At 73.9% G+C, this 25,937-nt stretch carries 27 protein-coding genes; 19 read left to right on the top strand and 8 right to left on the bottom strand.

Annotation, left to right across the window (positions count from 1 at the left end; all coding sequences use genetic code 11):
• Positions 1-6 precede the first annotated feature (6 nt).
• Positions 7-1,140, bottom strand: coding sequence for a spore photoproduct lyase family protein (locus tag JQC91_RS00305; protein ID WP_203284780.1), 1,134 nt, complete (start codon positions 1,138-1,140; stop codon positions 7-9).
• 90 nt (positions 1,141-1,230) lie between these two features.
• On the opposite strand from JQC91_RS00305, the gene JQC91_RS00310 reads away from it, so the two are divergent.
• The 13 genes from JQC91_RS00310 (at position 1,231) to folD (ending at position 14,663) form a co-directional block, all read left to right on the top strand.
• Positions 1,231-1,755, top strand: coding sequence for an FUSC family protein (locus JQC91_RS00310; RefSeq protein ID WP_203284781.1), 525 nt, complete (start codon positions 1,231-1,233; stop codon positions 1,753-1,755).
• A gap of 123 nt (positions 1,756-1,878) precedes the next feature.
• Positions 1,879-2,595 carry a protein TolQ gene (gene tolQ / locus JQC91_RS00315; protein ID WP_203284782.1) on the top strand — a complete coding sequence of 239 codons (717 nt, stop codon included), beginning with the start codon at positions 1,879-1,881 and terminating at the stop codon, positions 2,593-2,595.
• A 1-nt stretch (position 2,596) separates the two neighbouring features.
• Entirely contained in the window at positions 2,597-3,073 is a 477-nt protein-coding gene (gene tolR / locus JQC91_RS00320) for a protein TolR (protein WP_203284783.1), read from the top strand.
• Position 3,074: 1 nt separating this feature from the next.
• Positions 3,075-4,268 (top strand): cell envelope biogenesis protein TolA, encoded by a 1,194-nt coding sequence (locus JQC91_RS00325; protein WP_203284784.1) that lies wholly within the window; start codon positions 3,075-3,077, stop codon positions 4,266-4,268.
• A gap of 105 nt (positions 4,269-4,373) precedes the next feature.
• A complete protein-coding gene (tolB, locus tag JQC91_RS00330; protein WP_203284785.1) occupies positions 4,374-5,699 on the top strand; it encodes a Tol-Pal system beta propeller repeat protein TolB in 1,326 nt (441 codons plus the stop codon).
• Between the two features lie 22 nt (positions 5,700-5,721).
• The gene (gene pal / locus JQC91_RS00335; RefSeq protein WP_203284786.1) at positions 5,722-6,246 is read left to right on the top strand and encodes a peptidoglycan-associated lipoprotein Pal; all 525 of its coding nucleotides are present in this window, start codon (positions 5,722-5,724) and stop codon (positions 6,244-6,246) included.
• Positions 6,246-7,058, top strand: a complete 813-nt coding sequence (locus JQC91_RS00340) for a tetratricopeptide repeat protein (protein WP_203284787.1) — start codon at positions 6,246-6,248, stop codon at positions 7,056-7,058. Before pal ends, JQC91_RS00340 begins: the two co-directional genes overlap by 1 nt.
• On the top strand, positions 7,045-8,184 hold the full coding sequence (gene tilS, locus JQC91_RS00345; protein WP_203284788.1) for a tRNA lysidine(34) synthetase TilS: 1,140 nt from the start codon (positions 7,045-7,047) through the stop codon (positions 8,182-8,184). Before JQC91_RS00340 ends, tilS begins: the two co-directional genes overlap by 14 nt.
• 76 nt (positions 8,185-8,260) lie before the next feature.
• Complete coding sequence (ftsH, locus tag JQC91_RS00350) at positions 8,261-10,177, top strand: ATP-dependent zinc metalloprotease FtsH (protein ID WP_203284789.1); 1,917 nt, start codon at positions 8,261-8,263, stop codon at positions 10,175-10,177.
• A gap of 103 nt (positions 10,178-10,280) precedes the next feature.
• The gene (locus JQC91_RS00355) at positions 10,281-10,856 is read left to right on the top strand and encodes a hypothetical protein (protein ID WP_203284790.1); all 576 of its coding nucleotides are present in this window, start codon (positions 10,281-10,283) and stop codon (positions 10,854-10,856) included.
• Positions 10,857-10,907: 51 nt separating this feature from the next.
• The gene (locus JQC91_RS00360; protein ID WP_203284791.1) at positions 10,908-11,504 is read left to right on the top strand and encodes an MOSC domain-containing protein; all 597 of its coding nucleotides are present in this window, start codon (positions 10,908-10,910) and stop codon (positions 11,502-11,504) included.
• Between the two features lie 335 nt (positions 11,505-11,839).
• A complete protein-coding gene (locus JQC91_RS00365) occupies positions 11,840-13,516 on the top strand; it encodes a formate--tetrahydrofolate ligase (RefSeq protein WP_203284792.1) in 1,677 nt (558 codons plus the stop codon).
• A 163-nt stretch (positions 13,517-13,679) separates the two neighbouring features.
• A complete protein-coding gene (gene folD, locus JQC91_RS00370) occupies positions 13,680-14,663 on the top strand; it encodes a bifunctional methylenetetrahydrofolate dehydrogenase/methenyltetrahydrofolate cyclohydrolase FolD (protein WP_203284793.1) in 984 nt (327 codons plus the stop codon).
• Between the two features lie 113 nt (positions 14,664-14,776).
• On the opposite strand, the gene JQC91_RS00375 is transcribed toward folD, so the two are convergent.
• Entirely contained in the window at positions 14,777-15,520 is a 744-nt protein-coding gene (locus tag JQC91_RS00375) for an alpha/beta fold hydrolase (protein WP_203284794.1), read from the bottom strand.
• 45 nt (positions 15,521-15,565) lie between these two features.
• On the opposite strand from JQC91_RS00375, the gene JQC91_RS00380 reads away from it, so the two are divergent.
• Both JQC91_RS00380 and JQC91_RS00385 read left to right on the top strand, forming a co-directional pair.
• Entirely contained in the window at positions 15,566-15,937 is a 372-nt protein-coding gene (locus tag JQC91_RS00380) for a hypothetical protein (protein WP_203284795.1), read from the top strand.
• Positions 15,934-16,413: a hypothetical protein gene (locus JQC91_RS00385; protein ID WP_203284796.1), complete on the top strand. Its 480-nt coding sequence runs from the start codon at positions 15,934-15,936 to the stop codon at positions 16,411-16,413. The genes JQC91_RS00380 and JQC91_RS00385 overlap by 4 nt, the downstream gene beginning before the upstream one ends.
• 7 nt (positions 16,414-16,420) lie before the next feature.
• On the opposite strand, the gene cobT is transcribed toward JQC91_RS00385, so the two are convergent.
• Entirely contained in the window at positions 16,421-17,413 is a 993-nt protein-coding gene (gene cobT / locus JQC91_RS00390; RefSeq protein ID WP_203284797.1) for a nicotinate-nucleotide--dimethylbenzimidazole phosphoribosyltransferase, read from the bottom strand.
• A 60-nt stretch (positions 17,414-17,473) separates the two neighbouring features.
• On the opposite strand from cobT, the gene JQC91_RS00395 reads away from it, so the two are divergent.
• Genes JQC91_RS00395 through JQC91_RS00410 form a run of 4 tightly spaced genes read left to right on the top strand, consistent with a single transcriptional unit; the run spans position 17,474 to position 20,279 of the window.
• On the top strand, positions 17,474-18,196 hold the full coding sequence (locus JQC91_RS00395; RefSeq protein WP_203284798.1) for an adenosylcobinamide-GDP ribazoletransferase: 723 nt from the start codon (positions 17,474-17,476) through the stop codon (positions 18,194-18,196).
• Between the two features lie 31 nt (positions 18,197-18,227).
• Complete coding sequence (locus JQC91_RS00400; protein WP_203284799.1) at positions 18,228-18,920, top strand: molecular chaperone DjiA; 693 nt, start codon at positions 18,228-18,230, stop codon at positions 18,918-18,920.
• A gap of 31 nt (positions 18,921-18,951) precedes the next feature.
• On the top strand, positions 18,952-19,950 hold the full coding sequence (locus tag JQC91_RS00405; protein ID WP_203284800.1) for an endonuclease/exonuclease/phosphatase family protein: 999 nt from the start codon (positions 18,952-18,954) through the stop codon (positions 19,948-19,950).
• Positions 19,947-20,279: a hypothetical protein gene (locus tag JQC91_RS00410; protein ID WP_203284801.1), complete on the top strand. Its 333-nt coding sequence runs from the start codon at positions 19,947-19,949 to the stop codon at positions 20,277-20,279. The genes JQC91_RS00405 and JQC91_RS00410 overlap by 4 nt, the downstream gene beginning before the upstream one ends.
• Here the strand turns inward: JQC91_RS00410 and rodA are convergent.
• The 5 genes from rodA to JQC91_RS00435 are packed head-to-tail and all read right to left on the bottom strand — an operon-like array spanning position 20,276 to position 25,922.
• Positions 20,276-21,442 carry a rod shape-determining protein RodA gene (gene rodA, locus JQC91_RS00415; RefSeq protein WP_203284802.1) on the bottom strand — a complete coding sequence of 389 codons (1,167 nt, stop codon included), beginning with the start codon at positions 21,440-21,442 and terminating at the stop codon, positions 20,276-20,278. The genes JQC91_RS00410 and rodA overlap by 4 nt on opposite strands.
• Entirely contained in the window at positions 21,439-23,382 is a 1,944-nt protein-coding gene (mrdA, locus tag JQC91_RS00420; protein ID WP_203284803.1) for a penicillin-binding protein 2, read from the bottom strand. The genes rodA and mrdA overlap by 4 nt, the downstream gene beginning before the upstream one ends.
• Positions 23,383-23,401: 19 nt before the next feature.
• Complete coding sequence (locus JQC91_RS00425) at positions 23,402-23,923, bottom strand: rod shape-determining protein MreD (protein WP_203284804.1); 522 nt, start codon at positions 23,921-23,923, stop codon at positions 23,402-23,404.
• A complete protein-coding gene (mreC, locus tag JQC91_RS00430; RefSeq protein ID WP_203284805.1) occupies positions 23,924-24,853 on the bottom strand; it encodes a rod shape-determining protein MreC in 930 nt (309 codons plus the stop codon).
• A gap of 28 nt (positions 24,854-24,881) precedes the next feature.
• Positions 24,882-25,922, bottom strand: coding sequence for a rod shape-determining protein (locus tag JQC91_RS00435; protein ID WP_203284806.1), 1,041 nt, complete (start codon positions 25,920-25,922; stop codon positions 24,882-24,884).
• Positions 25,923-25,937 lie beyond the last annotated feature (15 nt).

Raw genomic sequence — 25,937 nt, forward strand, 5'->3', positions numbered from 1 at the left:
AGAGCCTCATGTCCAGTAGAGCAGGCGCGCCGACGGCAGGTGCCGCGCGCAGAGCGCCTCCAGATGGGCGCGCATCGCGCGCATCGTCTCCTTGGGGTAGACGTACTTCACTCCGCCGAACTTGTTGCGCTTGGCCACGCGCACCGTCTCGTCCATCTCGAGCGTGGTCGCCGGATACCAGCCCGTCAGCACCTCGCGCGAGCCGGGGGTGAAGCGGTGGGTGATCAGCTCGACCGTCAGGTCCGCGCCATCCGGCAGCGCGGCGGCGGCGGCGCGGATCAGGTCTGCATAGGCGTCCTCCCACCCCTCGACCGGCATGATCGGCGCGATCGTCAGCCCGACGGGATAGCCCGCCCCCGCCATGCGCCCCAGCGCCGACAGGCGGGCCGCCACCGGCGCGGTGCCCCCCTCCCAGCGGCGGGCGACGACCTCGGCGTTGACGCTCGCGCGCATCCGCGTCCGCCCCCCGTGGTCGAGGCCCAGCAGGTCGTCCACGTGGTCGTACTTGGTGGTGAAGCGCAGCCCCATGCCGGGCCGGGCCGCGAAGGCCTCGATCAGGTGCGCGAGGCCCCCGGTCAGGTGCTCCAAGGCCAGCGGGTCGGTGTAGCACGACGCCTCGTAGGTCGTGCCCTCGTGGGCGCGCGCCTCCGAGGCCGAGGTGATCCGCCCTTGCCCTGCATGGGCGTCAGCCGCGGCCACGAGGTCGGGCAGGTTGGCGTGGGCGCGCGTCACCGGCGGCCCGGTGAGCGAGCCCGCGAGGTAGCAGTACTGGCAGTGCGCCGGGCACCCGGTGGCGAGGTCGAGGCGGAAGTCGGCCGACGGCGGGATCGGCTGCAGCCGCAGCGCCGAGGGCGGCGCCTTGACGACGGCCAGCGTGGACTTGGCCCGGCGGTAGGTCTCGCGCTCGGTGTCGCCGCGCAGGCCCAGCAGGCGGTCGCCGCCCGCCTCCACCACCTCGGCCCCCATCTCCGCGCCGACCCGCGCCGCGCGCTCGGCCACCGGGGTGCCGCGCGCCGCCTTCAGGATCACGACCCGCTTGGGCCGCCAGAGCCGCGTGGTCGGACCGGGACCGCCGCGCGGGCGCTGCGCGGCGGCGGGCGCGGCGCGCAGGGGATCGGAGGTGGGATCGACGTGGAGCATGGGGCGGCAACCGCCCGGGGGCGCGGGCGTTCCGATCCCCGCCCGGCGGAACCCCGGCCCGCACCGGCGGTTGCGCCCCCCGGAGGCCCCATGACCGACGACGCCCGCCCCGCGCCCGAGCGCGCCGCTCCCGACGGACCCGAGGACGACCATCCCGCGTGGCTCGCGATGAAGCTGGGCGGGGCGATGGCCTTGGCCTACGCGGTCGCGCGGCTCGTCGGCTTCGAGGAGCCGACGTGGTCGGTCATCTCCGCGGGCTTCGTCGCGGTCGAGCCGCCGGTGGACGCGCTGCGGACGGCGCGGCAGCGGATCGTGGCGATGGCGATCGGCGTCGCCATCGGCGTCGCGGCGGCCTACGCGAGCGGGCATCTCGGCATCGCCGGGCGCGCCGCGCTGATGGCGGTCGTGGGAGCGGCCGTGGCGTTCGTCGTCAACAAGGCCTCCGGCCTGATGTTCGCGCTGGTGATCGCCGCCGTCGTCGCCTTCGCCGCCCCGACGGCGGAGGAGACCATCCCCGTCGAGGCGCTCCGCATCGCCGCGATGTCGCTGATCGGGGTGCTCGCCGCGCCGCTCGTCGTGTGGGCGGTGGAGGCCGCGCGCGCCGCGCGCCGCTGACCCCGCCGCGGCGGTGCGAATCCGCCGACGCGCACTCTCCCCTCGCGCCCCCGCTTCACTTCCGCTACGCTGCGCGCCCAGAGGTCGACGAAACGACCCGAAGGCATAAGGACGGGCAGTCCAGTGGAAACCGAAGTACTCGGCGCCGCCGCCCAGGCGGAGTATTCGATGTGGTCGCTGTTCTGGCGCGCCACGATCGTCGTCAAGATCGTCATGTTCATGCTGCTGGCCGCCTCCGTGTGGGTCTGGGCCGTGCTGCTGCAGAAGGTCGCGCAGTTCCGGCTCGCGCGCCGCAACGCGGCCAAGTTCGACCGCCGCTTCTGGTCGGGCGAGCCCTTGGACGAGCTGCACGCCGAGATCGGCGACAGCCCCTCGGGCGCCTCCGAGCGCATCTTCTCGGCGGCCATGTCGGAATGGAGCCGGTCGCACCGCGACGACGGCGGCCTGATCCCCGGCGCGCAGTCGCGCATCGACCGGGCCATGGACGTGGCCATCGGGCGCGAGCGCGACCGCCTCACCTCCGGCCTGACCTTCCTCGCGACCGTGGGCTCCGTCGGCCCCTTCGTGGGCCTGTTCGGCACCGTCTGGGGCATCATGCACGCCTTCACCGAGATCGCCGCCCAGCAGAACACCAACCTCGCCGTCGTGGCGCCCGGCATTGCCGAGGCGCTGCTGGCCACGGGCCTCGGCCTGCTGGCCGCGATCCCGGCGGTGGTGTTCTACAACAAGCTGACGCGCGACGCCGACCGGATCGTCGGCTCCTACGAGGCCTTCGCCGACGAGTTCGCCACGATCATCTCCCGCCAGGCGGACGCGGCGGACGTGTCGCGGGCGGCCTGACATGGGGGCCGCGACGATCAAGTCCGGGGGCGGCGGCGGGCGGCGGCGCAGGCGCGGCGGCGGGTCCGCCGGCGCGCCGATGTCCGAGATCAACGTCACGCCCTTCGTGGACGTGATGCTGGTGCTGCTCATCATCTTCATGGTGGCCGCGCCGCTGCTCACCTCCGGCGTCGAGATCGAGCTGCCGGAGACCGCCGCCAACCCCCTGCCCGAGAGCGACGAGCCGCCGCTCACCATCGCCATCGCCGCCGACGGGCGCGTGTCGCTCGGCTCCGACGAGGTGCCGCGCGCCGAGCTGGTCGCCCGCCTCACCGCCGTGGCCGGCGAGCGCGACGACGCCCGCGTGTTCCTGCGCGCCGACCGCGGCGTGCCCTACGGCGAGGTCATGGTCGTGATGGGCGCGCTCAACGCGGGCGGCTTCCGCGACATCGGCCTCGTGACGGACACGGGCGGCCCCGGGCTGGAAGACGACGGCTGAGATGGAGCGGCGCACGGCTCTGGCATGGTCGGCGGGGGTCCACGGCTCGGTGCTCGTGGGTGCCGCCGTGGCGGGCCTGTTCGCGCCCGATCCGCGGCCCGAGGAGCTGACCGTCGCGGGCGTGACCCTGCTGACCGCCGCCGAGTTCGACGCGCAGTTCTCCGAGGCGCCGTCAGTCGACCCCGCCCCCGTCGCCACGCCCGAGATCGTCGCCCCCGAGGTGCCCGTCGAGGCGCCCCCCGCCACGCCCGAGACCGAGGTGGCGAGCGCGCCCCCGCCCCGCCCCGCGGCGCCGCCCCCCACCCCGCAGGAGAGCGCGCCGGACGTCTCCCAGATCGCGCCGCCCCCGCCGGTCGAGGCCCCGCAGGAGGCCGTGGAGGCCCCCGTCGCGCCCGCCGAGGATCCGACCGCCCAGATCTCCGAGCGCCCCGCGCCCCGCCCCGCCGAGCGCGTGGCGCCGACCCCCGCGCCGCCGCCGCCCACGCCCGAGACCGCCCCGGCCGTCGAGCCGACCCCCGCGCCCGTCCCGGACCCGGAACCCGAGCCGGAGCCCGAACCGGAGCCCGAGCCCGAGACCGCCGCCCCCGAGGAGGCCGCGCCCGTCGTCGTGACCGAGGCCGACACGCCGTCGGCCGCGCCCGAGCGCTCCGTCCGTCCGGGCCGCCGCCCCGCCCGCCCCGAGCCGGTGCAGGCCGCGAGCGCCGAGGCCGACGCGCCGGACCCCGCCCCGACCGAGACGCCCGCGGAAGCGCCGGCTCCCGACGCCGCGCCGTCGCAGGCGCCCGACATCAACAGCGCCATCGCGGGCGTCCTCGGCGAGTTGCAGGCCGAGGACACCTCCGCCGCCGCGCCCGCGCCCGCCGCCGCCTCCGGCCCGCCGCTCACGCAGGGCGAGCGCGACGGCCTCCGCCTCGCGGTGCAGGGCTGCTGGTCGGTGGACAACGGGGCCTCGTGGGCGCGCTCGATCGTCACCGTGGGCTTCGACCTGAGCCGCGAGGGGATGGTGCAGGGCGACATCCGGCGCCTCGCGGTCGCGGGCGAGGGCACGGCGGCGGACGCGGACCGCGCCTTCGAGGCCGCCCGCCGCGCGGTCCTGCGCTGCCAGCGCAGCGGCTACGACATGCCGCCCGACAAGTACGAGCAGTGGCGCCGGATCGAGATCACCTTCGACCCCTCGACCATGAGGCTGCGATGAGACGCGCGGCCCTCCGCCCCGCGGCCCGCGCCGCCATGCCGCCCCGTGACAAGCCCGCGCGCGCGGGTGAAACAGAACCGCAATTCCGAGTACGATGAGGTCCCAGTGAAGCGATTGTTGACGATCCTAAGCCTGTCGCTGGCCCTCGCGGTCCCGGCCACGGCCCCCGCCGCGCAGGACGGCCCGCTCCGCCTGACCATCACCGACGGCGTGATCGAGCCGATGCCCATTGCCGTGCCGCCCTTCGTGGCGCGCACGCCGGGCGCCACGGAGCTGGCCGCGCAGATCAGCCAAGTGGTCACGGCCGACCTCGTGAACACCGGCCTCTTCCGCGCCATCCCGCCCGAGGCGCACGTCACCCGCGTCTCGTCCTTCGAGTCCCCCGTGCAGTTCTCCGACTGGCAGGCGATCAACGCGCAGGCGCTGATCACCGGGGCCGTCGACGTGTCCGGGGACCGGATCGTGGTGCAGTTCCGCCTCTGGGACGTGTTCTCGCAGGCCCCCTTGGGCGAGGGCCTCCAGTTCGCGGGCACCCGCGACGGCTGGCGCCGCATGGCCCACAAGGTCGCCGACGCGGCCTATTCGCGCATCACCGGCGAGGATCCCTACTTCGACAGCCGCGTGGCCTTCGTCTCGGAGTCGGGGCCGAAGTCGGACCGCCAGAAGCGCATCGCCGTGATGGACTACGACGGCGCCAACGTGCAGTACCTCACGTCCTCCGACAGCCTCGTGCTGGCGCCGCGCTTCTCGCCGGACGGGCGGACGATCCTCTACACCTCCTACGAGACGGGCTTCCCCCGCGTGACCCTGCTGGACGTCGGCAGCCTCGGGCGCCGCACGGTGGGGCCGCAGGACACCAACATGTCCTTCTCGCCGCGCTTCTCGCCGGACGGGGGCCGCGTGGTCTACGCCGCCGAGGTGTCGGGCAACACCGACCTCTACCTCCTCGACATCGCCTCCGGCGCGACCCAGCGCCTGACCACCGAGCCCTCCATCGAGACCGGCGCCTCGTTCAGCCCCGACGGCCGCTTCATCACCTTCGACAGCGACCGCTCCGGCTCCAGCCAGATCTACGTGATGCCCGCCACGGGCGGCACGCCCACGCGCATCTCCTCGGGCGCGGGGCGCTACACCACGCCCGTCTGGTCGCCGCGCGGCGACCTCATCGCCTTCACCAAGCAGAACGCGGGGCGCTTCCACATCGGCGTGATGCGGACCGACGGCTCCGAGGAGCGGCTGCTGACCGGCGCCTTCCTCGACGAGGGCCCGACATGGTCGCCCAACGGACGCGTCGTGATGTTCACCCGCGAGAGCCCCGGCGCGCAGGGCGCGTCGCAGCTCTACTCGGTCGACATCACCGGCCGGAACCTGCAACTCGCGCCGACCCCCGGCGCCGCCTCGGACCCCTCGTGGGGCCCGCTCCTCAACTGATTTCGAGCAACGGATCATCGCCATGAGAACCACCGCCCTCCTCCTCTGCGCCGCCCTCGCGCTCTCGGGCTGCGCCAACCGCCTCGGCAACGACGGGGGCGACGGCCTCTCCGACGACGGCTTCGCCAACGGCGGCCTCGCCTCCGGCGGGGCGGTCCCCGGCTCGGCGGACGACCCCACCTCGGCGGCCTACTTCCAGCAGCGCGTCGGCGACCGCGTCCTCTTCGCGGTGGACCAGTCCACCCTCTCGGCGGAGGGACAGGAGGTGCTGCGCGGGCAGGCCCAGTGGCTCAACCAGAACCCCGGCTTCACCGCCCTGATCGAGGGCCACGCCGACGAGCAGGGCACCCGCGAGTACAACCTCGCCCTCGGCGGGCGTCGGGCCAACGCGGTCCGCGACTACCTCGTGCTGCAGGGCGTCGACGCCGGCCGCCTGCGGACGATCTCCTACGGCAAGGAGCGCCCGATCCAGGTCTGCTCGCAGGAGGCGTGCTACGCCCAGAACCGCCGCTCGGTCACCGTTCTCGCGGCGGGCGCGGGCGTCTGATGCGATCCCTGCTCGCGATCCTCCTGCTGACCGCCGCCCCGGCGGCGGCGCAGGAGACCTTGGCCGACATCCGCCAGCAGCTCGCCGTCCTCAACGTCGAGATGCAGACCCTGTCGCGCGAACTCTCGACCACCGGCGGCCCCGGCAGCCAACTGGCGGGCACCTCCATCCCCGACCGCGTCGACAGCCTCGAGGCGCAGCTCCGCTCCCTCACCGCGCGGGTCGAGGACGTCTCTGCCCGCGTCGAGTCGGTCAGCCGGGACGGCGCCAACCGGATCGAGGACCTGCGCTTCCAGCTCTGCGAGCTGACGAGCGACTGCGACATCGCCACCCTGCCCGACGGCGGCCCCTTGGGCGGCGCGGGCACGGCGGCGGCGGCCGTCGCGCCGTCCGCCCCCGCCGCCCCCGCGGGCGGCGGCGCGCAGCTCGCCACCAGCGAGCAGGCCCAGTTCGACGCCGCCCGCGCCGCCCTCGAGTCCGGCGACGCGCAGGCGGCGGCCGAGGGCTTCGGCCAGTTCCTGCAGGCCTTCCCCTCCGGCCCCCTGACCCGCGAGGCGCAGCTGCTGCGCGGACGCGCCCTGACCCAGTCGGGCCGCGCCGACGAGGCCGCGCGCGTCTATCTCGGCGCCTTCACGGACGCCCCCGAAGGCCCCCGCGCGGCCGAGGCGCTCTTGGGCCTCGGCCGCGCGCTCGGCGCGCTGGGGCAGTCCTCCGAGGCATGCCTGACCCTGTCGGAGATCGAGATCCGCTTCCCCGCCTCGCCCACCTTGGCCGAGGCGCGCAGCGCGCAGGCCGAGCTTGGCTGCACCTGACGCCGACCCGGCGGGGGCGGTCGCCGCCGCCCTCGCCGACTGCGCCGGTCCCGCCGTGGTGGCCGTCTCCGGAGGCAGCGACTCGACCGCCCTCCTCCTCGCCGCCCACGCGGTCCACCCCGACCTCCGCGCCGTCACCCTCGACCACGGCCTCCGGCCCGCGGCGGCGGACGAGGCGCGCCGCGTCGCCGCGCGCTGCGCCGTCCTCGGCGTCCCGCACGTGACGATCCCCCTCGCGCTCCCGGACGGCCCCGCCCTGATGGCCCGCGCCCGCGCCGCGCGCCAAGCCGCCCTCCGCGCCCATGCGCGCGACGCCCCCATCCTCCTCGGGCACACCGCCGACGACGTGGCCGAGACGGCATGGATGCGGCTCGCCCACGGCACCGGCCCCGACGGGCTTGCGGCGATGCGGGGCGACGGCCCGTGGGTCCGCCCCTTCCTCCGCCTCCGCCGCGCGGCCCTGCGCGACTGGCTCCGCGCCCGGGGCGAGCCGTGGATCGAGGATCCGTCCAACGCCGACCCCCGGTTCGAGCGCGCCCGCACCCGCGCCACCCTCGTCGCGCTGGAGGGGATCGGCCCCACCGTCGGCCCCCTCGCCGACCTCGCCCACCACATGCGTGCGCTCCGCGACACGCGCGAGGACGCCTTCCGCACCGGCCTCCTCACCCGCGCCGAGGAACGGGACGGCACCCTCCACGTCGCCGACTGGTCCCGCGACCTGCCCCGCACCCTCGCCGCCGCCATCGGCTGGATGACCCGCGCGCCCCACCCGCCCCGCCGTGCCGCCCTCGCGCGGGCCGCCGCCACCCTGCGGGACGGAACCCCCACCGCCCTCGGCGGCGTCCTCGCCCGCCCCGGCCCGCGCCTGCACCTCGCGCGGGAGCCCGCCCGCACCCAAGGCCCCCGGTCCACCCGCGCCGCGTGGGACCACCGCTGGCACCTCGACGGCCCGCACGATCCGACCCTGCGCGTCGCGCGCCTCGGGCGGGGGCGCCACGCCGCCACGCCCGCGATCTGGCACGGGGACGATCTGGTCGCCGCGCCCGTCCGCGACGGCCCGGGCGCGTGGCGCGTGGCCTGCGACCCCTTCGCGCGGTGGCTCACGGAGGGCGGACGCCCGCGTTGAACCCCCGCCCCGCCCCGCCTATGTCTCCCTCTGACGCGCCTCGATCGGGCGCACCCCTCATCCCCGGAGAGATTCCTTGGGCAACGCACGCAACATCGCCTTCTGGGTCGTGCTCTTCGTCCTCGTCATGGCCCTGTTCCAGCTCTTCTCGGGCGGAGCGAGCGGCACGGCGGGGCGGGACGTGGCCTATTCCGACTTCGTCGAGCAGGTCGAGAGCGGACAGGTCCAAGAGGTGACCCTCGACGGCGAGCGGATCGTGTTCCGCGGTGCCGGCGGCCAGCAGCAGGTGGCGATCAAGCCCGCCGACGTGGACGTGACCGAGCTCCTGCTCGAGCGCGAGGTCGACGTCACCGCCACCGCGCAGGAGCGGTCGGGCTTCCTGTCGGCTCTCGGCCTCTGGCTCCCGATGATCATCCTCATCGGCATCTGGATCTTCTTCATGAACCGGATGCAGGGCGGCGGGCGCGGCGGCGCGATGGGCTTCGGCAAGTCCAAGGCCAAGCTCCTGACCGAGAAGCACGGGCGCGTCACCTTCGACGACGTCGCCGGCATCGACGAGGCCAAGGAGGAGCTGGAGGAGATCGTCGAGTTCCTGCGCAACCCGCAGAAGTTCTCGCGCTTGGGCGGCAAGATCCCCAAGGGCGCCCTGCTGGTCGGCCCTCCGGGCACCGGCAAGACCCTTCTGGCCCGCGCCATCGCGGGCGAGGCGGGCGTCCCCTTCTTCACCATCTCCGGCTCCGACTTCGTGGAGATGTTCGTGGGCGTCGGCGCGTCGCGCGTGCGCGACATGTTCGAGCAGGCCAAGAAGAACGCGCCCTGCATCGTCTTCATCGACGAGATCGACGCCGTGGGCCGGTCCCGCGGCGTGGGCTACGGCGGCGGCAACGACGAGCGCGAGCAGACGCTCAACCAGCTCCTCGTCGAGATGGACGGCTTCGAGGCCAACGAGGGCATCATCATCGTCGCGGCCACCAACCGCCCGGACGTGCTGGACCCCGCGCTGCTGCGCCCCGGCCGCTTCGACCGCCAGGTCCAGGTGCCCAACCCCGACATCAAGGGCCGCGAGCGCATCCTCGGCGTCCACGCCCGCAAGGTGCCCTTGGGCGCCGACGTCGACCTGCGGATCATCGCGCGCGGCACGCCCGGCTTCTCGGGCGCCGACCTCGCCAACCTCGTCAACGAGGCCGCGCTCATGGCCGCCCGCGTCGGCCGACGGGTCGTCACGATGGAGGATTTCGAGTCCGCCAAGGACAAGGTGATGATGGGGGCCGAGCGCCGGTCCATGGTCATGACCGAGGACGAGAAGAAGCTGACCGCCTACCACGAGGCGGGCCACGCGATCGTCGGCCTCAACGTCCCGCAGCACGACCCCATCCACAAGGCCACGATCATCCCGCGCGGTCGCGCCTTGGGCCTCGTGCTGTCGCTGCCCGAGCGCGACCAGCTCTCGGTCAGCTGGACCAAGTACACGTCCAAGATCGCCATGGCGATGGGCGGGCGCGTGGCCGAGGAACTGGTGTTCGGCAAGGAGAACGTCACCTCCGGCGCGGCCTCCGACATCCAGCAGGTGACCAAGATCGCCCGCGCGATGGTCACCCAGTTCGGCTACGCGGACGAGCTGGGCTTCGTCGACTACGCCGACGAGCAGCAGTCCTACCTCGGCAGCTATTCCGGCGGGGCGAAGATCTCGGGCACGACCCAGCGCATCATCGACGAGAAGGTGCGCGAGCTCGTCCAGACCGGCTACGAGACCGCCAAGCAGATCCTCACCGACAAGCGCGACGACCTCGAGCGGCTGGCGCAGGGCCTCCTCGAGTACGAGACGCTGACCGGGCCGGAGATCATGAAGGTCATAAACGGCGAGCCGCTCAACCGCGGCGACGACGACGACGGCACGGACACGACCGGGGGCTCGTCCCTCACGGCGGTCCCCAAGACCAAGCCGCGCCCCAAGGCCCCCGACGCGGGCGGCCCCGAGCCGCAGCCGACCTGACCGGCCCGGCCCACCCGATCGACGAAGGCCCCGGAGCGATCCGGGGCCTTTCGCTTCGGCGATCCCCCGGCTACCGATCCCCGACGCCACGCGGGAGCCCCTCATGTCCGACGCCTTCTGGTCCGAGAGCGGCCCCGTCGAACTCGGCACCGCCGCGCTCCTCGCGATCCTCACCGCCGTGCTGCTGTGGCGCGCCGTCCGCGCGCCGCGGCTCTGGCACCTCCCCATGCTCGGCGCGCTGCTGACGATGCGCGAGTTCGACCTCGACAAGGCGGTCGAGCCCGGCCTCCTCAAGGCCCGCACCTACAGCGGCGACGCCCCCCTCGCGGTCAAGCTGCTCGGCCTCTTCGTGATCGTGCTCGCGCTCGTCTGCCTGTGGCGGGTGGCGCGCGACCTGCCCGCCGCGTGGCGCGCGCTGCGCGCGGGCGCGGCGTGGCCGTGGCTCGTGGGCACCGCCATCGTGGCGGTCGTGGTCGCCAAGTCCTTCGACGGGATCGGGCGCAAGCTCGCGCCCTTCGGCATCGACGTCCCGCCCGAGACCGTGCTCGCCCTCAGCCGCGTCGAGGAGGTGCTGGAGCTGCTCTTCGCCCTGCTGCTCCTGATCGCGGCCACCGTGGCGTGGCGGCGCGGGACGGACGCCCCGCCCGCGCCGATTGCTTCGATCCGTGACGGAAGGTGATTTGAGGCCGGGGCCCGACGCCTGCTAGCCGCCGCCGCAGGAGGACCGCCCATGCCCGCGCTCGAACCCACCGAACACCGCGCCCGCGTCGAATGGCTGGGCGTGGTCCCCGACCGCGACGCCGCCTTGGCCTCCGCCCCGCGCGACGCGCTGACCCTGACCTTCGCCGGACCCGAGGGCGAGGACCACGGCGGCCTCGTCAGACCCTCCTGCTCGCGCGTCACGGCACAGCACCCGCGCGGCACGGAGATCCGCAACATCCGTCAACTGTCGGTGGTCTCGCGGGAGGAGCTGGACGCCGTCGCCGCCGAGATGGGGCTCGACGGGTTCGACCCGGCGTGGGTCGGGGCGACGATGGTCGTGTCGGGCCTGCCGGACTTCACCCACCTGCCGCCCTCGGCCCGGCTGCAGGTCGAGACGGACGGCCCGCCCTCGGGCGCGACCATCGTGGTGGACATGGAGAACCGCCCCTGCATGCTGCCCGCCCCCGTGATCGAGGCGGAGCGGCCCGGCCACGGGCGCGCCTTCAAGGCGGCGGCCAAGGACCGGCGCGGCGTCACCGCGTGGGTCGAGCGGGAGGGCGTCGTTCGCGTCGGCGACGCGCTGCGCCTCCACCTGCCCGCGCAGCGGGCGTGGCGCGGCGCCTAGGCCAGCGCGAGGCCCGTCAGCAGCGCGAGGGCGACCCCGGCGAAGACGCCGGCGTGGACGAGGATAGCGGAAGCGGTCATGGCAGTGATCCGATGGCTCGATCCGGCGTCCCCTCTGCGGGGGATCGTCGGGGGGGTGACGATGCGTCTGTCGTCCCGTCGATAGGAGAACACCGAACTCCCGATCCGGTTCCCCGCGCCCGCCCGCGGCCCCGCGGGCGATTCCCGCCACGGCTCGCCCGCCGCGCCGTCCCCGCGCCGCGTCCTGTCGCATTCGGGTGTCGCGCCCCGCGCCCGCCCGTCCTAGGACGGGGCGAGAGCCGGCGGGGGTAGACCATGGCACACAAGACCGACATCGAGATCGCGCGCGAGGCGTCCAAGAAGCCCATCATGGAGATCGGCGAGCGGCTGGGCATCCCCGCCGGGAGCCTGCTGCCCTACGGCCACGACAAGGCGAAGGTCGGCCAGTCCTTCATCGACGGCCTCGGCGACCGCGAGGACGGCAAGCTGATCCTCGTCACCGCGATCAACCCGACCCCGGCGGGCGAGGGCAAGACGACCACCACCGTGGGCCTTGGCGACGGGCTCAACCGCATCGGGCGGAACGCGATGGTCTGCATCCGCGAGGCCTCGCTCGGCCCCAACTTCGGCATGAAAGGCGGCGCGGCGGGCGGCGGCTACGCCCAGATCGTGCCCATGGAGGAGATGAACCTCCACTTCACCGGCGACTTCCACGCGATCACCTCCGCGCACTCGCTGCTCTCGGCCATGATCGACAACCACGTCTACTGGGGCAACGAGCTGGAGATCGACACCCGCCGCGTCGTCTGGCGGCGCGTCGTGGACATGAACGACCGCGCGCTGCGCCAGATCACGGCCTCGCTCGGCGGCGTGGCCAACGGCTTCCCGCGCGAGGCGGGCTTCGACATCACCGTCGCCTCCGAGGTGATGGCCTGCCTCTGCCTCGCCTCCGACCTCGCCGACCTGCAGGACCGGCTGGGCCGCATGATCGTGGCCTACCGCCGCGACCGCACCGCCGTCACCTGCGCCGACATCAAGGCCGACGGCGCGATGGCGGTGCTGCTCAAGGACGCGATCCAGCCCAACCTCGTCCAGACGCTCGAGAACAACCCCGCCTTCGTCCACGGCGGCCCGTTCGCCAACATCGCGCATGGCTGCAACTCGGTCATCGCCACCAAGACCGCGCTCAAGCTCGCCGACTACGTGGTGACGGAGGCCGGCTTCGGCGCCGACCTCGGCGCCGAGAAGTTCATGAACATCAAGTGCCGCAAGGCGGGGCTGAAGCCCGCCGTGGTGGTCTGCGTCGCCACCGTGCGCGCGATGAAGATGAACGGCGGCGTGGCCAAGGCGGACCTCGGGGCCGAGAACGTGGACGCCGTGCGCAAGGGCTGCGCCAACCTCGGGCGCCACATCGAGAACCTCAAGTCGTTCGGCGTCCCCGTCGTGGTGGCGATCAACCACTTCGTCACCGACACCGACGCCGAGGTGCAGGCGATCCGGGACTACGTGGCGACGCAGGGCTCCGAGGCGATCCTGTCCAAGCACTGGGAGAAGGGCTCCGAAGGGTCCGCCGACCTCGCCGCCCGCGTGGCCGAGCTGGCCGACGCGGGCACCGCGAACTTCGCGCCGATCTACCCCGACGACATGCCGCTCGCCGAGAAGATCCAGACCATCTGCAAGCGCATCTACCGCGCCGACGAGGCGCTGATGGACAAGAAGATCCGCGACCAGCTTCGCGCGTGGGAGGAGATGGGCTACGGCCACCTGCCCGTCTGCATGGCCAAGACGCAGTACTCGTTCTCCACCGACCCCAACCTGCGCGGCGCGCCCACGGGCCACTCCGTCCCCGTGCGCGAGGTGCGCCTGTCGGCAGGCGCGGGCTTCGTCGTCGCCGTCTGCGGGGAGATCATGACCATGCCCGGCCTGCCCCGCGTGCCCGCCGCCGAGTCGATCCGGCTCAACGACGAGGGGCTGGTCGAGGGGCTGTTCTGACGGGACCGGGCCGGGCGGGGCATCGAGCCCCGCCCGGCCCGGGCCTCCGGCGGGAGTATTTCCGGAACATCGAAGCTGGCCCTCCTTCGATGGTCCCGAAATACTCCGGGGTGAGCCGCGGCACGCGGCGAGGGGCGGCGCCCCTCATGCAAGAGGGATCGAGATGACCGACACCGAAACCACCGCCCCCGACGGCACCATCCAATCGGCCACCGGCGCGGTCGCGCCCCCCGTCGCCGCGCCGCGCGCGGGCGGCGCGGTGATCGACGGCAAGGCCTTCGCCGCGGGCGTCCGCGCCAAGGTTTCCGCCGAGGTGTCGCGCCTGAAGGCCGACCACGGCGTCACCCCCGGCCTCGCCGTCATCCTCGTGGGCGAGGACCCGGCGTCCGAGGTCTATGTCGGCCACAAGCACAAGGCGACGGTCGAGGTCGGGATGGAGAGCTTCGAGCACCGCCTGCCCGCCGACACCACCGAGGCCGACCTCTTCGCCCTGATCGACCGCCTCAACGCCGACGGTTCCGTCCACGGCATCCTCTGCCAGTTCCCCGTCCCCGGCCACCTGTCCGAGAGGCGCACCGTCGCCCGCATCGACCCCGCCAAGGACGTGGACGGGCTGTCGGTCACGAACGCGGGCCTCCTCGCCACCGGGGGCGACGCGCTCGTCTCCTGCACGCCGCTGGGCTGCCTGATGCTGCTGCGCGACCGCCTCGGCGACATGACGGGCAAGAACGCGGTCGTGATCGGGCGCTCCAACCTCTTCGGCAAGCCGATGGCGCAGCTCCTGCTGCGCGAGAACTGCACCGTCACCATCGCCCATTCCCGCACGAAGGACCTGCCGGAGGTCGCCCGCCGCGCCGACATCCTCGTGGCTGCCGTGGGCCGGGCCGAGATGGTGCGCGGCGACTGGGTCAGGCCGGGCGCCACCGTCATCGACGTGGGCATCACCCGCCAGCCGCATCCCGACAAGCCGGGCAAGACCCGCCTCGTGGGCGACGTGGACTTCGCCGCCGCGTCCCGCGTGGCGGACGCCATCACCCCCGTCCCCGGCGGGGTCGGACCGATGACCATCGCCTGCCTTCTGGCGAACACGGTGACGGCCTGCTGCCGCCAGCACGACCTCCCCACGCCGGAGGGCCTGACGGCCTGACCGTCGGACGTACGGAACGTGAAGGCCGCCCCGCCGGGGACGTACGTTTCGTACGGAACGGCCGCCGGGAGGGGGTCCGCCCGCCCGTCCTTCGCACCCGCGGCATGACGCCGTCAGCCCGCGAGGAACCCCTCGACGGCGGCCACGAACTCCCGCGGCCGCTCCGCGTGCAGCCAGTGGCCCGCCCCCTCGACCGTCTCGAACCGGGCGTCCGGGAACAGCGCGCGGATGCGGTCGTGATGCGCGGGCCGCACGTAGTCCGACGCCCCCCCCGTCAGGAACAGGACGGGCCCCTCGAAGGTGCCCGACACCTCGGGGAAGCCGATGATCCGGTCCATCTCCCGCTCCAGCACGTCGAGGTTCAGCCGCCAGCGTTTCCCTTCCACGTCAAGGCTTTGCAGCAGGAACGCGCGGGTGCCGTCATCCGGCGCGGCGAGGTCGGCCTCGGACCTGCGGGTGACCCCCGACAGGTCCACGTCCCGCATCGCGTGGATCAGCGGCGCCTGCGTGTGGCCGTAGCCGACGGGCGCGATGTCGGCCACGACCAGACGCCGCACGAGGTCGGGCCGCGCGAGTGCGAGCACCATCGCCGCCTTGCCGCCCATCGAGTGCCCCAGCACGTCCGACGGCCCCGCCAGCGCGGCGGCGAGGTCGTCCGCAAGGTCCTGATAGGAATGATTTTCCGCCCAAGGGGAGTGGCCGTGGTTGCGCATGTCCACCGCCGTCACGGGGCGGGTCGCCGAGAGCCGCTTCGCCACCGCGCCCCAGTTGCGGGCGGACCCGAAGAGCCCGTGGGCGATCAGCAGCGGCACGCCCTCGGCGGGCCCGTGATGGATGGCGTTCAGCGCGACGGTCATGCGCCGGGCCTAGCGGCCCCCGCCGCGCTTGGCTAGGCAAGCGGCATGGAGCCCGCCGCCCTTCTCGCCCGCATCGACGCGATCGCCGCCCGCATGGCCGACCGCCTCCACGCCCGGCCCCGCCCCCTGCCCGCCCTCCTCGACGCCAGCGGAACCCGCCTGCCCCGCGCCGCCCGCACCCGCGCGCGCGAGCTGGTCGAGGCGCAGGCGCGCCTGTCCCACCCCGCCACCGCGACCCGCACCGACCTCGGGCGCGTCGCCGACCTGTGCACCGCGCTGGAGCGCGACCTCGACGCGATCCCCGAAGGACGGTTTCTCCGCCACGACTGGCGCGCCGCCTTCGTCACGGCGGGCTGGCGCGTGGCCGTGGTCGCCGTGCTCGCCCTCGTGGTCGTCTGGCTCGGGGGGCTCGCGTGACCGAGCCGCTCCACGTCCTGCGTGCCTCCGCCCCGCGCCGCGTCTTCGCGCTCGGCACCCAAGGCCTGCTGGGCCTCCTGCTGCTCTGGCTCGCGATGGCGCAGCCGCCGGAGGCGCCCGGATGGCGCATCGTCCTGCTCGTCCTCGGGGTGCTCGCGCTGGCCTTCGCGCTGCGCGGGTGGAACCGCTCGGCGGCGGGCATCGTCCTGCGGCGCGACGGGTTGTGGACCGAGGACGGCGAGGTCATCGCGCCGCTGGACCGCATAGAGGCGGTGGAGCGCGGGGCCTTCGCCTTCAAGCCGTCCAACGGTTTCCTCGTTCGGATGTCCGCGCCGATGGAGCGCCGCTGGGTGCCCGGCCTGTGGTGGCGCTTCGGGCGCCGCGTGGGCGTGGGCGGCGTGACGGGGGGCGCGGAGACCAAGATGGTCGCAGACACCCTGATGGCGATGGTGAACGGCTACCCCGTCCCCGACTGAGGGACGCCTAGCCCTCGCTCACCCCCGCCTCGCCGAAGGTCGCCATGTCCGAGTGGCAGGCCAGCGCGCCCTTCACCACCTGCAGCGCCAGCGCCGCGCCCGACCCCTCGCCCAGCCGCAGGCCGAGGCGCAGGATCGGCGCCTTGCCCATCGCCTCGAGCATCCGCTCGTGCGCCCCCTCGGCCGACAGGTGCCCCGCGATGCAGTGGTCCAGCGCGTCGTCCCGCTCGGCGCGCAGCACGAGGGCCGCGGCCCCGCAGATGAACCCGTCGAGGACCACGGGCACGCGGCGCGCCCGCGCCGCCGCGATGGCCCCCGCCATGGCCGCGATCTCGCGCCCCCCCAAGGCGGCGAGCGCCTCTAGGCCGGTGCGCGCCGGGTTGGCCGCCAGCGCCTCGGCCACGGCGGCCTCCTTGCGGGCCAGCCCGGAATCGTCGACGCCGGTGCCGCGCCCGGCCCAGCCGTCGCCGCCCAGCAGCGCGGCGGCCAGCGCGGCGGCGGGGGTGGTGTTGGCGATGCCCATCTCGCCCACGACCAGCGCGTCGGCCTCCGGATCGACCGCGTCCCACCCGGCGGAGAAGGCCGCGCAGCACTCGGCCTCGGTCATCGCGGGCCCTTCCGCGATGTCGCCGGTGGGCCGGTCGAGGTCGAGCGCGTGGACCGTCATCTCGGCCCCCGCCAGCTTGGACAGCTGGTTGATCGCGGCGCCCCCGGCCTCGAAGTTGGCTACCATCTGCACGGTCACCTCCGCCGGGAACGCGCTGACGCCCCGCGCGGCGACCCCGTGGTTGCCCGCGAAGACGAGCACCTGCGGGCGCTCGATCCTCGGTCGCTCGGTCCCCTGCCACGCGGCCGCCCAGACGGCGATGTCCTCCAGCCGCCCCAGCGCCCCCGGCGGCTTGGTCAGGGTGGCGTCCCGCTCGCGCGCGGCGGCGGCGGCGGCGGTGTCGGGTCCGGGCCAGTCGGCGAGGGCGGCGCGGATGGCGGCGAAGTCGTGCATGGGGCTCTCCTGTTCGCGGCGGGTATGGACGGCGACGGGCCGGGGGGCCAGACGCGGCCCATGCGCGCCGACCTCATCTCCGCCCTGATGCTGATGACCCGCCTGCCCGTTCGCGGCACGCCGTCGCCCGCCGCCGACGGGGCGTGGGCGTGGCCCGTGGCGGGGGCGCTGGTGGGCCTGCTCGGCGCGCTCGCGGGGACGGGCGCGGCGGCGCTCGGGCTGCCGACCGCCTTCGCCGCGCTGCTCGCGGTCGCCGCGACGATCGCCGCAACCGGCGCGCTGCACGAGGACGGGCTGGCGGATTGCGCCGACGGGCTGTGGGGCGGCCGCACGCCCGCGCGGCGGCTGGATATCATGCGCGACAGCCGCCTCGGCTCCTACGGGGCGCTGGCGCTGGTGGTCGGCGTCGGGGCCAAGTGGTCCTTGGCGACCGCCGCCCTCGACCAAGGCACGCTGCTCTGGGCGCTCCCCGCCGCCGCGGCGGCGTCCCGCGCGCCGATGGCGTGGGCCATGCGCGCCCTGCCCGCGGCGCGGACGGACGGGCTCTCGCGCCATGTCGGCATCCCCGGCGCGCGGGAGGTCTGGCTCGGCGCCGGGCTCGCCGCGCTCCTCCTCGCGCCGTCCGGCCTTTCCGGCCTGCTCGCCGCCCTCGCCGTCGTGTTGACGGCCCTCGCCTGCGTCAGCCTCGCGCGCGCCAAGCTGGGCGGGCAGACCGGCGACGTGCTCGGCGGCACGCAGCAGATGTGCGAGATCGCGGCCCTCGCGGCGCTGACCCTCGCGTGACCCTGCGCAGGCGGCGCGCTAGATAGCGGCAATGTCGCTCTGGACCCGCATCCTCGACCTGATCGCGCAGCTCGCCCCCGGCGAGCGGCTGACGGCGCTGTTCGACCTGCTGCGCGGCCCGCCCGAGCGGTCGGTGGCCTTCACCATCGCGGTGATCGCGCTGGGGGCCAAGATGGCCAAGGCCGACGGGCAGGTGACGGTGGAGGAGGTGCACGCCTTCCGCGAGGTGTTCCACATCCCCCCCGAGGACGAGGCCCACGCCGCGCGCGTGTTCGACCTCGCCCGCACGGACGTCGCCGGCTACGAGGCCTACGCCGCCAAGGTCGGCGCGATGTTCGACGAGGACGCGCCCGCGCTGCGCGACCTGCTGGAGGGGCTGTTCCACGTCGCCATCGCGGACGGGCACTACGGCGACGACGAGGACGCGTTCCTGCATCGCGTGGCCGACCTGTTCGGCCTGACTGAGCGGGAGTTCCGGGCCATCCGCGCCCGCTGCGTCCCCACGCGCATGGCGGGCTTCGAGCCGGACCCGCGCGAGGTGCTGGGCGTCGGCCCCGGGGCCAGCGTCGAGGAGGCGAAGGCCGCGTGGCGCAAGCTGGTGCGCGACACGCATCCCGACCGGATGATGGCGCGGGGCCTGCCGGAGGAGGCGGTCCGCCTCGCCGAGCGCCGCTTGGTCGCGGTGAACCGGGCGTGGGAGGCGGTCCGGCGCGAGGCGGCCTGACGCGGGCGCGGTGCGCCCTAGCTCGCCCGTCATGTCCTTCCGCTTCCTCACGTGGAACGTCGAGTGGTTCAACACGCTCTTCGACGACCATTCCCGCCCCGCCCCCTCCGACGACTGGTCCGCCCGCTGGAACGTCACCAAGGCCCGCCAGATCGAGGCCATCGGCACCGTGCTGCGCGCGCTCGACCCCGACGCGGCGCTGATCGTCGAGGCGCCGGACGAATCGCGCAGGCGCTCGACCGTGACCGCGCTCGAGGCCCTCGCCGAGCGGCTCGAACTGCGCGTCCGCCGCACGGCGATCGGCTTCGGCAACGACACCAAGCAGGAACTGGCGCTGATGCACGACCCCGCGCGGGTGACGCCGGCCCACGCGCCGGGCGAGCACGACCGCGCGCCGCGCTTCGACGGCACGTGGAAGGCGGAGGGGGCGTCGGTCGTCTGGTCCAAGCCGCCCCTGGAGCTGGACCTCCACCTGCAGGGCTGGGCCGAGACGCTCCACCTGATCGGGGTGCACGCGAAGTCCAAGGCGGCGGGCGGCGACGACCCAGACGCGGCGCTCCGCCGGGCGGTGAGGAACCGGCGCAAGCACCTCGCCCAGTGCGCGTGGCTGCGCGGGCGGGTCGACGGGCGGCTGGCCGAGGGGCGCAGCATGATCGTGGCGGGCGACTTCAACGACGGGCCGGGGCTGGACCGGTTCGAGGCGCTGTTCGGGCGCTCCGGCCTCGAGATGGTCGTCGGCGAGGGCGAGGGCGCGCTGCACGACCCCGCCGCCATCCCGCCCGCGCTCGGGGTGGCCACGCCGCAGACGGCCCGGTTCTGGCACGCGGAGCAGGAGCACTACATCGGCGCGCTGCTCGACTTCGCGCTGGTCTCCGGCGATCTGAAGGACCGCGCCCGGTGGCGCATCGTCCACCCTCTCGACGACCCCGCCGCCGCGGCCGACGACGAGCTGCAAGCCGCCCTCCTCGACGCCTCCGACCACTTCCCGGTGGTCCTCGACCTCGCGCCGGAGGTATCCTCGGATCCATGACCCGCCTCGCGCTCCTCCTCGCCCTCGCCGCCACGCCCCTCGCCGCGCAGGAGGCCGAGCCGCCCTCGCTTATGGAGCGCGGCCTGCGGCTCCTCATGGAGGGCTTGGCCGAGGAGATGGAGCCCGCGCTGCGCGACCTGCAGTCGCTGGCCGACGACGCGCAGCCGATGATGGAGGCGCTGCGCGACCAGCTGGGCGAGGCGTTCGGGGGGCTCGACGCCTACCACCCGCCCGAGGTGCTGGAGAACGGCGACATCCTGATCCGCCGCAAGCGGCCCGGCGACGACGTGGAGGTCGAGACGAACCCCGACGGGTCGATCGACCTCTAGCGCCGGATCAGCCGCCCCTCGTCGCCCCGCCGGGGCCGGTGCACGTGGGCCGACTGCACGATCCCGAAGCCCACCATCAGCACGAGCATCGCCGACCCCCCGTAGCTCACCAGCGGCAGGGGCACGCCGACGACGGGCGCCATGCCCATGACCATCGACATGTTCACCGCGAAGAACAGGAAGAACGTCACCGCGACGCCGACCGTCACGAGCGCGGAGAAGCGGTCCTTCATCCGCATGGCGGCCGCGACGCAGACCGCGATGATGACGAAGTAGAGGCCCAGCAGCGAGACCGACCCCACCAGCCCGAACTCCTCGGCCAAGGTGGTGAAGATGAAGTCGGTGTGCTTCTCGGGCAGGAAGTTGAGCCGCGCCTGCGTGCCTTGGAGGTAGCCTTTGCCGGACACGCCCCCCGACCCCAGCGCGATCTTCGACTGGGTGATGTGGTAGCCCGCGCCCAAGGGGTCGCTCTCCGGGTCGAGGAAGGTGTCGATGCGGCGGTACTGGTAGTCCTGCAGGATCTGCCACGACTGCCCGCGCGACTGGAGCACGGCCCAGACCGCCGCGCCCGCGCCCGCGATGACGGTCGCGAAGTAGGCCCAGTGCACCCCCGCGAGGAACATCACCGCCCCCCCGCCCGCCAGAAGCAGGATGGAGGTGCCGAGGTCGGGCTGCTGGATCACGAGCAGCACGGGGAGGCAGATGATCGCCACCGGGATCGCCACGAAGACCGGGTGGGACACGCGCGACAGCGGCAGCCAGTCGTAGTAGGCCGCGAGCATCATCACGAGCGCGATCTTCATCACCTCGGACGGCTGCAGGCGCATGAAGCCGAGGTCGATCCACCGCTGCGCGCCGCCGCCCGTCACGCCGACCAGCTCCACCGCCACGAGGAGCAGCATCGCGCCCACGTAGACGACCGCGCTGACGTTGCGCCAGAACCAGATCGGGATCATCCCCACGATCACCATGGCCACGAGGCCCAGCACGAAGCGCTGCGCCTGCGGCTCGGCCCAGCGCGCGTCGCCGCCCGCCACCGAGTAGAGCGTCACGAGGCCGATCCCGACCACCGCGCAGATCGCCACGATCAGCGCCCAGTTCAGCGCGAGGAGCTTCTGCGGCCCTTGGGGGACCCGGGCGACGTTGTACTCGAGGAAGCTCATGCCTCCGTGCTCCAGCCGACGCGGCCGGGGAACCGCTGCAGGTCCATCGCGCCGAACCGCGCGGCGATCTCGTCGCGCTGCCCGTCCGGGTAGGCCTCCAAGGGCGGGACGTCCCCGTGCAGCGCGTAGAGCATCACGTCGCGCGCCACCGGCGCCGCTGCCGACGAGCCGCCGCCGCCATGCTCGACGACCACGGACACGGCGTATTTCGGATCGTCCCGCGGCGCATAGCCGACGAACAGGCCGTGGTCGCGCCGGTTCCACGGCAGGTCCTCGTTGCGCACGACGCCCCGCGCGCGCTCGGCGGCGGTGATGTTGCGCACCTGCGAGGTGCCGGTCTTGCCCGCGAACTTCTGCCCCGCGAGGTCGAAGCGCGACCGCCCCGCCGTGCCGCCGCGCGCGTTGACCACCTGGTCCATCGCGTCCCGCACGAGGTCCAGCCACGAGCGCGGCAGGTCCAGCGGCCCCTTCACGCCCGACGGCTGGTCCACCCCGTCGATCGAGCGGACCATGCGCGGCTCGACCTCGAGCCCGCTGGCGAGCCGCGCCGTCATCACCGCCAGCTGCAGCGGCGAGGCCAGCACGAAGCCCTGCCCGATCGAGGCGTTCAGGCTGTCGCCCACCACCCATTCCTCGCCGCGGCGGGACCGCTTCCACTCCCGCGTCGGGTTCAGGCCCTCCGAGACCGAGGTCATCCCCATCTCGAACCGCTGCCCGAAGCCGAGCTTGCGCGCCATCGCGGCCATCCGGTCGATGCCGGTCCGCAGCGCCAGCTCGTAGTAGTAGACGTCGCAGGACTCGCGCAGCGACTCCGCGAGGTCGACGCTCCCGTGGCCGGCCCGCTTCCAGCAGTGGAAGCGCCGGTTCGACACGGTCAGGTGGCCCGGGCAGTTGATGCGCTCGCCGGGGCTGATCTCGCCCGCCTCCAGCGCCGCGAGCAGCGTGACCATCTTGTAGGTCGAGCCCGGCGGGTAGAGGCCCTGCACGATCTTGTTGTGCAGCGGGCGCCGCTCGTTGTCGCGCAACTCGGCGAAGTCCGGGACGGAGATGCCGCCGATGAACTTGTTCGGGTCGTAGGAGGGCGAGGACACGGCCGCCAGCACGTCCCCGTTGCGGACGTCCAGCACGACCGCCGCCGCGCTCTCGTCGCCCAGCCGCGCCTGCACGAAGTTCTGCAGCCCCGCGTCGATCGACAGGCGCACGTCCGCGCCGCGCTCGCCCTCGGTGCGGCCCACCTCGCGCATGATGCGCCCGGCGGCGTTCACCTCGACCCGGCGGTTGCCCGCGCGGCCCCGGAGATGCGGCTCGAGGATCCGCTCGGCCCCGAGCTTGCCGATCTGGTACTCCGGCAGCGAGCGCAGCAGCTCCGGCTGCGGGTCGCGCTCGAGGTCCTGCTCCGAGACGCGGCCCGTGTAGCCCACGACATGCGCGTAGTCCTGCCCCAGCGGGTAGGACCGGGCGAGCGCCACCTCCGGCGTCACCCCCGGCAGGGCGGGCGCGTTCACGGCGATGGTCGACAGGTCCTCCCACGTCAGGCGGTCGCCCAGCGTTACGGGGACGTGGGCGGGGGTGCGGCGCATCTCCTCGAGCGCGCGCTCGACCTGCTCGTCGTCGAGGCGGACGAGGGCGCGCAGCCGGCCGACCACCTTGTCCACGTCCTCCACGTTCTCGCGGGTGAGCGAGACGCGGTAAATCTGCTCGTTGCCCGCCAGCGGAATGCCGTTGCGGTCGAAGATCTGCCCGCGGGTGGGCGAGATCGGCTCGATCTTGATGCGGTTGTCCTCGGCCAGCAGCAGGAACTGGTCGGCCTGGTCGACCTGCAGGTGGCCCATCCGCGCGACCAGCAGCCCGCCGAACGCCGTCATCAGCCCGCCCGCGACCATGCCGCGCCGGGTGACGATGCGGGAGGCGAGCAACTGTTCCTGCGCGTTGCGCTTCATGCGTGGACCCTCCGGTGGATCAGGCGCGGCTGCCGAGGCTGTCGAGTTCGCCGGGCGCGAGGCGCCGGACCCCGAGCCCCATGGAGAATAGCGCGGCCGGCACGTAGAACACCACGGTCGCGAGCGCGTGAAGGGCCTGCCCCGTCAGCGGGGGCCGCTCGGCGAGAAGCAGCACGAGCGCGAGGTACTGCGCCGCGAAGGCCGCGAGGATCGTCAGCGCGGCGGAGCCGGCCTCGGACCAGAAGGGGAGCGCCTCGGTCTGGTCGACGCGGCGGCGCTGCCACTCGGCGGCGAGCAGCACGATCAGCGTCCACAGGCCGAGCGGGCGCATCAGGAGCGCGTCCTGCATCAGGATCACGGCCACCAAGAGCCAAGGCGGCACGTAGTCGGGACGCCGCAGCACCCACGCGAGCACGAGGCAGATCGTCAGCTCCGGCCCCGGCGTCGCGGTCTCGGACGCGCCGAAGGGCAGCAGCGCGAAGAACGTGATCGCCGCCGCCAGCCCCACGAACACCGTGCGCCATGCCCAGACGGAGCCCATTCAGCCGCCCTCGCCCGCGTCGGTCTCCTCGTCCCCCGCCTGCGCCAGCGGCACGGCGAGGCCCGGCGCCCCCGGCGGCGCCACCAGCTCGCCCGTGCCCTCGATGGGCTCGGGCGGGCGGGTCCGCAGGATGCGCAGGAACTCCAGCCGCGTCGTGTCCGCCGCGAGGCGCAGCCGCAGCCGCCCGTCCGTCGCCAGCACCACGCGCCCCACGAGCAGGTCGGGCGGGAACACGCCGCCGTCGCCGCTGGTCACCACCCGGTCGCCGGCGCGCACGTCCTCGGGCCGCTCGATGAACTCCAGCACGGGAAAGGCCGTCGTGTCGCCCGACAGCACCGCGCGCAGGCCCGAGGGCTGCACCGTCACGGGGATGCGGCTGTCGCCGTCGGTCACGAGGATCACGCGGCTCGTCCGGTCGCCCACGCCCGAGATGCGGCCGACCAGCCCCAGCCCGTCCATCGCGGCCCAGCCGTCGCGCACCCCGTCCTCGCGCCCGATGTTGATCAGCACCGAGCGCCGGAACGGCGACCCGCTGTCGGTCATCACCACGCCCGTCACGTAGGTCAGGCCAGGCGACAGGCGCACCTGGTTCAGGTCCAGCAGGCGCGCGTTCTCCTGCTCCAGTTGCAGCGCGGCCTCGCGCCACGACTGCATCGCCTGCAGCTCGCGGCGCAGCTCGCGGTTCTGCTCGTAGACCCGCGCGTAGCCCTCGAAGTCGTCCCAGACGTGGCCCGCCCACGTCACCGGCCCCAGCGCCCACTCGACGTTCGGCACCACCGCGTCGACCACGGCGGCGCGCAGCCGCTCGGCCCGCGGGTTGTCGATCCGCCAGAGCAGCACAAGCAGCACGAGGCAGACGCAGGTGATCGTCAGCAGCAGCCGCCGCACCGGGCGGGCGTAGACTTCCTCGCTGCTGCGTCCCTTGGCCATGCGGCCCCCTCCCCGGTCGGTGGGCGGTTCAGCTCTCGAAGTCGATCACGTGGGCGAGCTGGCGCTCGTACTCCAACGCCTTGCCGGTGCCCATGGCAACGCAGTTGAGCGACTCGTCGGCCACCGAGATGGCCAGCCCCGTCTGCTCGCGCAGCGCGAGGTCCAGCTCGCCCAACAGCGCGCCGCCCCCGGTCAGCATCACGCCCCGGTCCACGATGTCGGCGGCGAGGTCGGGCGGCGTGGATTCCAGCGCGGTCATCACCGCCTCGCAGATCTGCTGCACCGGCTCCTGCAGGGCCTCGGCGACCTGCGCTTGGCTGACCTCGACCTCCTTGGGCACCCCGTTCAGCAGGTCGCGCCCGCGGATCTGCATCACCTCGCCGCGCCCGTCCTCGGGCAGCCGCGCGGTGCCGATCTCCTTCTTCAGCCGCTCGGCCGTCGCCTCGCCGATCAGGAGGTTCTGGTGCCGCCGCAGGTAGGCGATGATCGACTCGTCCATGCGGTCGCCGCCCACCCGGATCGAGCGCGCGTAGACGATGTCGGCCAGCGACATCACGGCCACCTCGGTGGTGCCGCCGCCGATGTCCACGACCATGGAGCCCGTCGGGTCCGTGATGGGCATCCCCGCCCCGATGGCCGCCGCGATCGGCTCGGCGATCAGGCCCGCCTTGCGCGCGCCCGCGCCCAGCACGGACTGCCGGATTGCGCGCTTCTCGACCGGCGTGGCCCCGTGGGGGACGCAGACGATGATCTTCGGCTTGGTGAAGGTCGAGCGCTTGTGCACCTTGCGGATGAAGTGCTTGATCATCTCCTCGGCGGTGTCGAAGTCCGCGATCACCCCCTCGCGCATGGGGCGGATCGCCTCGATGCTGCCCGGCGTGCGGCCCAGCATCAGCTTGGCGTCCTCACCCACGGCCAGCACCTCCTTGCGCCCGTTCTTCGTGTGGTAGGCCACGACCGACGGCTCGTTCAGGACGATGCCCTTGCCCTTCACGTAGACCAGCGTGTTCGCCGTCCCGAGGTCGATCGCCATGTCCGAGCTGAACAGGCTGCCGAAGATACCGAACATGGACGTCCCCCTATC

It is taken from the genome of Jannaschia sp. Os4, from assembly GCF_016820245.1.
Classification (GTDB): Bacteria; Pseudomonadota; Alphaproteobacteria; order Rhodobacterales; family Rhodobacteraceae; genus Jannaschia.

Excerpts from the sequence above, each read along its gene's own strand:
- JQC91_RS00340 (WP_203284787.1), top strand. The coding sequence starts at position 6,246 with ATGCGATCCCTGCTCGCGATCCTCCTGCTGACCGCCGCCCCGGCGGCG.
- JQC91_RS00410 (WP_203284801.1), top strand. The coding sequence starts at position 19,947 with ATGACCCGCCTCGCGCTCCTCCTCGCCCTCGCCGCCACGCCCCTCGCC.
- JQC91_RS00400 (WP_203284799.1), top strand. The coding sequence starts at position 18,228 with ATGTCGCTCTGGACCCGCATCCTCGACCTGATCGCGCAGCTCGCCCCC.
- pal (WP_203284786.1), top strand. The coding sequence starts at position 5,722 with ATGAGAACCACCGCCCTCCTCCTCTGCGCCGCCCTCGCGCTCTCGGGC.
- JQC91_RS00355 (WP_203284790.1), top strand. The coding sequence starts at position 10,281 with ATGTCCGACGCCTTCTGGTCCGAGAGCGGCCCCGTCGAACTCGGCACC.
- tolR (WP_203284783.1), top strand. The coding sequence starts at position 2,597 with ATGGGGGCCGCGACGATCAAGTCCGGGGGCGGCGGCGGGCGGCGGCGC.
- JQC91_RS00405 (WP_203284800.1), top strand. The coding sequence starts at position 18,952 with ATGTCCTTCCGCTTCCTCACGTGGAACGTCGAGTGGTTCAACACGCTC.
- mrdA (WP_203284803.1), bottom strand. The coding sequence starts at position 23,382 with ATGAAGCGCAACGCGCAGGAACAGTTGCTCGCCTCCCGCATCGTCACC.
- rodA (WP_203284802.1), bottom strand. The coding sequence starts at position 21,442 with ATGAGCTTCCTCGAGTACAACGTCGCCCGGGTCCCCCAAGGGCCGCAG.
- mreC (WP_203284805.1), bottom strand. The coding sequence starts at position 24,853 with ATGGCCAAGGGACGCAGCAGCGAGGAAGTCTACGCCCGCCCGGTGCGG.
- JQC91_RS00325 (WP_203284784.1), top strand. The coding sequence starts at position 3,075 with ATGGAGCGGCGCACGGCTCTGGCATGGTCGGCGGGGGTCCACGGCTCG.
- JQC91_RS00380 (WP_203284795.1), top strand. The coding sequence starts at position 15,566 with ATGGAGCCCGCCGCCCTTCTCGCCCGCATCGACGCGATCGCCGCCCGC.
- JQC91_RS00305 (WP_203284780.1), bottom strand. The coding sequence starts at position 1,140 with ATGCTCCACGTCGATCCCACCTCCGATCCCCTGCGCGCCGCGCCCGCC.
- JQC91_RS00360 (WP_203284791.1), top strand. The coding sequence starts at position 10,908 with ATGCCCGCGCTCGAACCCACCGAACACCGCGCCCGCGTCGAATGGCTG.
- folD (WP_203284793.1), top strand. The coding sequence starts at position 13,680 with ATGACCGACACCGAAACCACCGCCCCCGACGGCACCATCCAATCGGCC.
- JQC91_RS00425 (WP_203284804.1), bottom strand. The coding sequence starts at position 23,923 with ATGGGCTCCGTCTGGGCATGGCGCACGGTGTTCGTGGGGCTGGCGGCG.
- JQC91_RS00365 (WP_203284792.1), top strand. The coding sequence starts at position 11,840 with ATGGCACACAAGACCGACATCGAGATCGCGCGCGAGGCGTCCAAGAAG.
- JQC91_RS00375 (WP_203284794.1), bottom strand. The coding sequence starts at position 15,520 with ATGACCGTCGCGCTGAACGCCATCCATCACGGGCCCGCCGAGGGCGTG.
- JQC91_RS00310 (WP_203284781.1), top strand. The coding sequence starts at position 1,231 with ATGACCGACGACGCCCGCCCCGCGCCCGAGCGCGCCGCTCCCGACGGA.
- JQC91_RS00395 (WP_203284798.1), top strand. The coding sequence starts at position 17,474 with ATGCGCGCCGACCTCATCTCCGCCCTGATGCTGATGACCCGCCTGCCC.
- cobT (WP_203284797.1), bottom strand. The coding sequence starts at position 17,413 with ATGCACGACTTCGCCGCCATCCGCGCCGCCCTCGCCGACTGGCCCGGA.
- JQC91_RS00435 (WP_203284806.1), bottom strand. The coding sequence starts at position 25,922 with ATGTTCGGTATCTTCGGCAGCCTGTTCAGCTCGGACATGGCGATCGAC.